The sequence below is a fragment of the Peribacillus sp. YIM B13482 genome (assembly GCF_042787975.1).
In the GTDB taxonomy this organism is placed as follows: Bacteria; Bacillota; Bacilli; order Bacillales; family DSM-1321; genus Peribacillus; species Peribacillus simplex_A.
The window spans coordinates 1-4465 of record NZ_JBHZPF010000115.1 but is presented as its reverse complement, the minus strand read 5'-3'; the positions used below and the strand labels follow the sequence as shown (position 1 = coordinate 4465).

At 34.4% G+C, this 4465-nt stretch carries 5 protein-coding genes; 1 reads left to right on the top strand and 4 read right to left on the bottom strand.

Annotated elements, in window-relative coordinates; translation table 11 throughout:
- Window positions 1-116: 116 nt before the first annotated feature.
- Window positions 117-659, bottom strand: coding sequence for a GNAT family N-acetyltransferase (locus ACFX4L_RS25000; RefSeq protein WP_377386589.1), 543 nt, complete (start codon window positions 657-659; stop codon window positions 117-119).
- A 391-nt stretch (window positions 660-1050) separates the two neighbouring features.
- On the opposite strand from ACFX4L_RS25000, the gene ACFX4L_RS24995 reads away from it, so the two are divergent.
- Window positions 1051-1668, top strand: coding sequence for a cell wall hydrolase (locus ACFX4L_RS24995; protein ID WP_284469622.1), 618 nt, complete (start codon window positions 1051-1053; stop codon window positions 1666-1668).
- Between the two features lie 202 nt (window positions 1669-1870).
- Here ACFX4L_RS24995 and ACFX4L_RS24990 read toward each other — a convergent pair whose 3' ends face one another.
- From ACFX4L_RS24990 to ACFX4L_RS24980, 3 genes are all read right to left on the bottom strand, one after another.
- Window positions 1871-2305, bottom strand: coding sequence for a hypothetical protein (locus ACFX4L_RS24990; protein ID WP_377406618.1), 435 nt, complete (start codon window positions 2303-2305; stop codon window positions 1871-1873).
- A gap of 717 nt (window positions 2306-3022) precedes the next feature.
- The gene (locus tag ACFX4L_RS24985) at window positions 3023-3931 is read right to left on the bottom strand and encodes a PhzF family isomerase (protein WP_377406616.1); all 909 of its coding nucleotides are present in this window, start codon (window positions 3929-3931) and stop codon (window positions 3023-3025) included.
- Window positions 3932-4061: 130 nt separating this feature from the next.
- Entirely contained in the window at window positions 4062-4289 is a 228-nt protein-coding gene (locus ACFX4L_RS24980) for an SAM-dependent methyltransferase (RefSeq protein WP_377406614.1), read from the bottom strand.
- Between the last annotated feature and the right edge of the window lie 176 nt (window positions 4290-4465).

Below are 4465 nucleotides of genomic sequence, written 5' to 3'. Positions count from 1 at the left end.
CTATCTCTTTCGTTCATCTAAAGCAACCTATACCATGTGGTATGAAATCCTGCGAATAAGCGAGTATTCGTGAGCATTATCAATTAAACTGAGGGAGTTCATTAAGGTATGAATTACTACTTATTCCAATCCTTAACTAACATACCATAAACAATATGGTCAACATAATGGTCATACAACCATTCTGCTTGTCTGATACAACCCTCATTAACAAAACCCAATCTTTCGGGAATTCCTCTACTTTTCTTATTCTCCACAGCAACCCTTATTTCCACTTTATCTAGTTTCAATTCAATAAATGCATAATCAGTCAATGCCTTAGATACTCTTGTCATAATTCCATTACCTTGATATTCTTCTCCGAGCCAATAACCAATATATGCAGTTTTATTTGACCAATTTATTTGGTTATAACCTGCTACACCAACAATTTGTCCCTTATACATAATAACTGTATTGACACTCTTGTTTTCAGCAAAATCTTTTAAAGAAATATTAATGAACCCTTTTGTATCTTCAAGTTTTGTTGTATTATCCAGCCAAGGGAGCCATTCTCGTAGGTATTCTCTGGATTGATTTGTTCTTTCGAAAACCCTTTCTGCATCCTTTAATTCTAACAGTTTCAATGATAACTCCTCATCAATATTATATAAAAACATACTCATCCCCCTAATTTTTCTATTGGTTTATTTTGTATATTAACATATATGATTAATAGATAAATCACTTGTTTATTATGGAGCTAACCTGCCCCGATAGTTCCATAAGGGGTCTTGCCGCATGCCCATTAGTTAAAATTTCTTTATACCCTAAAACGAAAAAAGCTATCTTCAGCAGCATTTACACCAAAGAATAGCTTATTTTTTCGTTATGGGTATAATCCTTTTTCTTAGCTTGATGGCGATAGGCGGTACCCCAATAAACAGACAAATTCGTCTGAAATTTTCTTTATTTTTTGGTTTAAAATAGGAATAATGTAAGATAAATCTATTTTTCTTGTATGATAAAGTAGAATAGTAGGAAAATGAATCGAAGGATGTGGTATTATTTATGTTAAATGTTAAAAAAATGTCGTTTGTTGTTTTTATTTGTTTCATGTTTTTTATACCAAATTCAATCTTTGCTCAAGAAATTTTACACAATGGAAGTCAAGGACAAGCAGTTTATGACTTACAAGAAAATTTAAAGAAAATGGGTTACTTTAATAGGCAACCAACAGGGTATTATGGTGCAATTACTGATCATGCAGTTAAACAACTTCAACTAGATTCTGGAATATTACCAGATGGGGTTTTTGGATTCCAAACACAACAAAAATTAAATAGTATTGAAATGATGGCCAGGGTTGTTTATGGAGAAGCTCGAGGAGAAACTTATGAAGGAAAAGTAGCTGTCGCTGCAGTAATTTTGAACCGAATGTCAACGCCAGGTTTTCCTAAAAATACTTACGATGTTATTTTCCAGACAAATGCTTTTACAGCTGTACATGATGGGCAATATTATTTGACCCCAAATAGCTATTCATATCGAGCTGTTATTGATGCATTACAAGGTTGGGATCCTACTCATGGTTCTGTTTATTATTATAATCCGTTCTCGGCAACAGATGAATGGATTTTCACAAGGGAAACAGTCATTAGAATAGGCAACCATTTATTTGCAAAGTAAAACTATACATATTGAGGAATGATATTTTTATAGTTTCGTATTATAAATATCCCATTAACTATATCGTGGGGTATAGTTGAAAGGTCGGGCAGTATTTGCCCGACCTTTTTGGCGGCACCCCCATAAGAAAAAACTGCCTTAAAGACAGCTCCGATCTTCAGCTAACGCACCCGTTAGTTGATTAACAAAGTGCTTTAATTGTTTACGGATGGTCTCTAGTCTCAGCATACAAATCAATCATATACTCGCTATTATTTTCTGCACCTTCTTCATCAAGTTCAAGGTCATCAATCCATTGATAATAATGCCCCAACTCGTGGGCAATAGAACCAAGAATACTTGCAAGTGCATCATCTTGTCCGATCTCCTCTAATAATTCTATATAGTCACCTGTAGCTATTCTTATGTACGGTTCTACACTTTTATCGAAAGGGGCAAAGAATGTTGCAGATACTAATTCTTTATCGAACCTACTTTTAATTTGATAGTCTTTTTTTAGATATACAACAACTCGAATGGGAAATTCAAATTCTATTCTTAACCACTTTGCAAATTCTAGACAAGCCCTTCTAACTTCTGGATAGACGCCTTGTTCACATCTTATTCTTAATCCTTGTCGTGGGTAGTTTTCCTTCATATAATCACCTCTAGTCCCTAAAAACGATATTTATCCAATTAGGTCTTCTCACACTAACCTGTCCCTTTAGTTTAATTAGGAATTATTCTTTTTTTATTGCCAAGAAGTAAGTGCTACTACCCATTAGCCTTATCTTATCTCAATATTAACCCAAAAAGACAATGCTAATTTTGATAATTAAGCCTGACACGTTAGTCGAATAACAAAAAGTTCTAATGCAACTATCCTGCCCCGTTAGCTCCATAAGAAAAAGAGCTGCCGAAGCAACTCCTGATAAGTAAAGCAATCGTTACTTAAATTAGAAATTTAATTAGCTTTTCTTTGTCCTCTTAAATAATAAATAACCTAAAACACCTAAAATTAATGCTATACCTCCGAAAACAATTACTTGAAATATAATATCCCCTATAAACATAACCTGTTTCTCCTTTTCTAAAAAACATTTTCCTAAATCTGTATACGAGATTTTCCCTAAAAAGGTTTCAACTGATAGTTTGATTCTAAAAGTCTTATTAAACTAAACTGCCCCGTTAGTGCCATAAGAAAAAGGCTGCCTCAACACAACCTTCCTTATTGAAAGAAGAAAACTAATAGTATTTGTAACAAGGAATTATTCACTCAACCTCGAGGTAGTTGTAAGGTTATTAAGGGCACAAAATCTAAATACGCTACAATAATATTTATATGGTCCAGGTTAAGCTAATGCACGTTGAATGGCTATTCCAGTAATAACTCGGACTTAAATACGATTACAGCATTTCCCGCAATCCTTACTTCCTCTGGTTCCTGATGACAAATTTTCACTTGAACATCAATGACACCCGCCCGGTTTATAGCTTCGCCCTGCACTGCTTTAAAACTAAATAAAGTATTATCATGTTTGACAAGTCCATGGTGTATTAAGTATGCACCTAAAGGGCCGTTCGCATTACCTGTAACAGGGTCTTCGTTAATACCAATTGCTGGAGCAAACATTCTTCCATGAATTAAGATTTCGGAGTCGGGAGCATTCATCGTAAACACATAGAAACCATTGCAATTAATTAATCCACTGACTTTTGTTAGTAAATCCATATTAGGGTTTAATCGGTGAAGAAGTTCCGAATTTTTAATTCCAATCATCACCTTGGAATGCCCGGTAGAAACGATTTGTACTGGACAATCTTCTAATAAATCATTTTCACTAATATTGAAAGCTGTAAATATGTTTTCTAAAGCTAGACCATCAATCACCGCATCAAAACTTATACTACCCTGGGTCATTATAATTTTGTAATCATTACCTTCATTAATTACATCGACTGGTAAAATGCCGGCACCAGTTTTATGATAAACTTTACCTGTATTTAAACTATTTTCAACTGCACGAGCATAGTGGGCAGCAATCGTCGCATGTCCACAGATTGGAACCTCATGAGTAGGCGTAAAAAAACGAATATGTACATCAGATTCGCTATTGTCTGATTTAAATATAAATGCCGTTTCCGAATTGTTAAGCTCTCTAGCAATCCTCTGCATCTCACCCGAAGATAACCCATCTGCATTGGTAATTACACCAGCAGGATTACCTGATAATTTTTCTTTCGTAAATGAATCAATTTGATATAATCGGTACTTTCTTGCCATGTCATTTCCCACCTTTAATATAGTGAATTTCCGGTCCTTTATACTATCTATTATTCTTACTATATTAAAAATTACCCCGTTAGTTCTTGATGAAAAGAATTCCGAGGCAACCTCCCTTTTTGAGGAAATCTTATTTTTCACAAGAAAAAATCAAGAATAGTGGAATTCTCATTCGACGTTTATATTCACTTTCACTGCTAAATTCCTCAACTCTTAGAGTGCCTTCTCTAATATCTTCAATCTTGAATCCAGCTAGCTTTAAAAGTTGATAATATTCTTCAAAAGTTCGATGATATTTAACAACCCTTTTATCAATCCAGGGTTCTATTCGTTCGCCACTATTAAAATAATCATCCACGATCCAATCTGCTTTTAAAGAAGAAGCTACTGCACTTTTTATTGATGAAGTTAATACAGGATGCTGAACACCCCCTACTTTAAGGGAACTTCGCTCAGATGGTATGTCAACACTAAATCAAACAACTTTTTTAAGGGCTAAGTTTCGATAAGCCACCGGACTTAAGTAGCCAAGTG

Bases quoted from the DNA above. Each gene is read 5' to 3' on its own strand.
- ACFX4L_RS24985 (WP_377406616.1), bottom strand. From the start codon at position 3,931: ATGGCAAGAAAGTACCGATTATATCAAATTGATTCATTTACGAAAGAA.
- ACFX4L_RS24995 (WP_284469622.1), top strand. From the start codon at position 1,051: ATGTTAAATGTTAAAAAAATGTCGTTTGTTGTTTTTATTTGTTTCATG.
- ACFX4L_RS24990 (WP_377406618.1), bottom strand. From the start codon at position 2,305: ATGAAGGAAAACTACCCACGACAAGGATTAAGAATAAGATGTGAACAA.
- ACFX4L_RS25000 (WP_377386589.1), bottom strand. From the start codon at position 659: ATGTTTTTATATAATATTGATGAGGAGTTATCATTGAAACTGTTAGAA.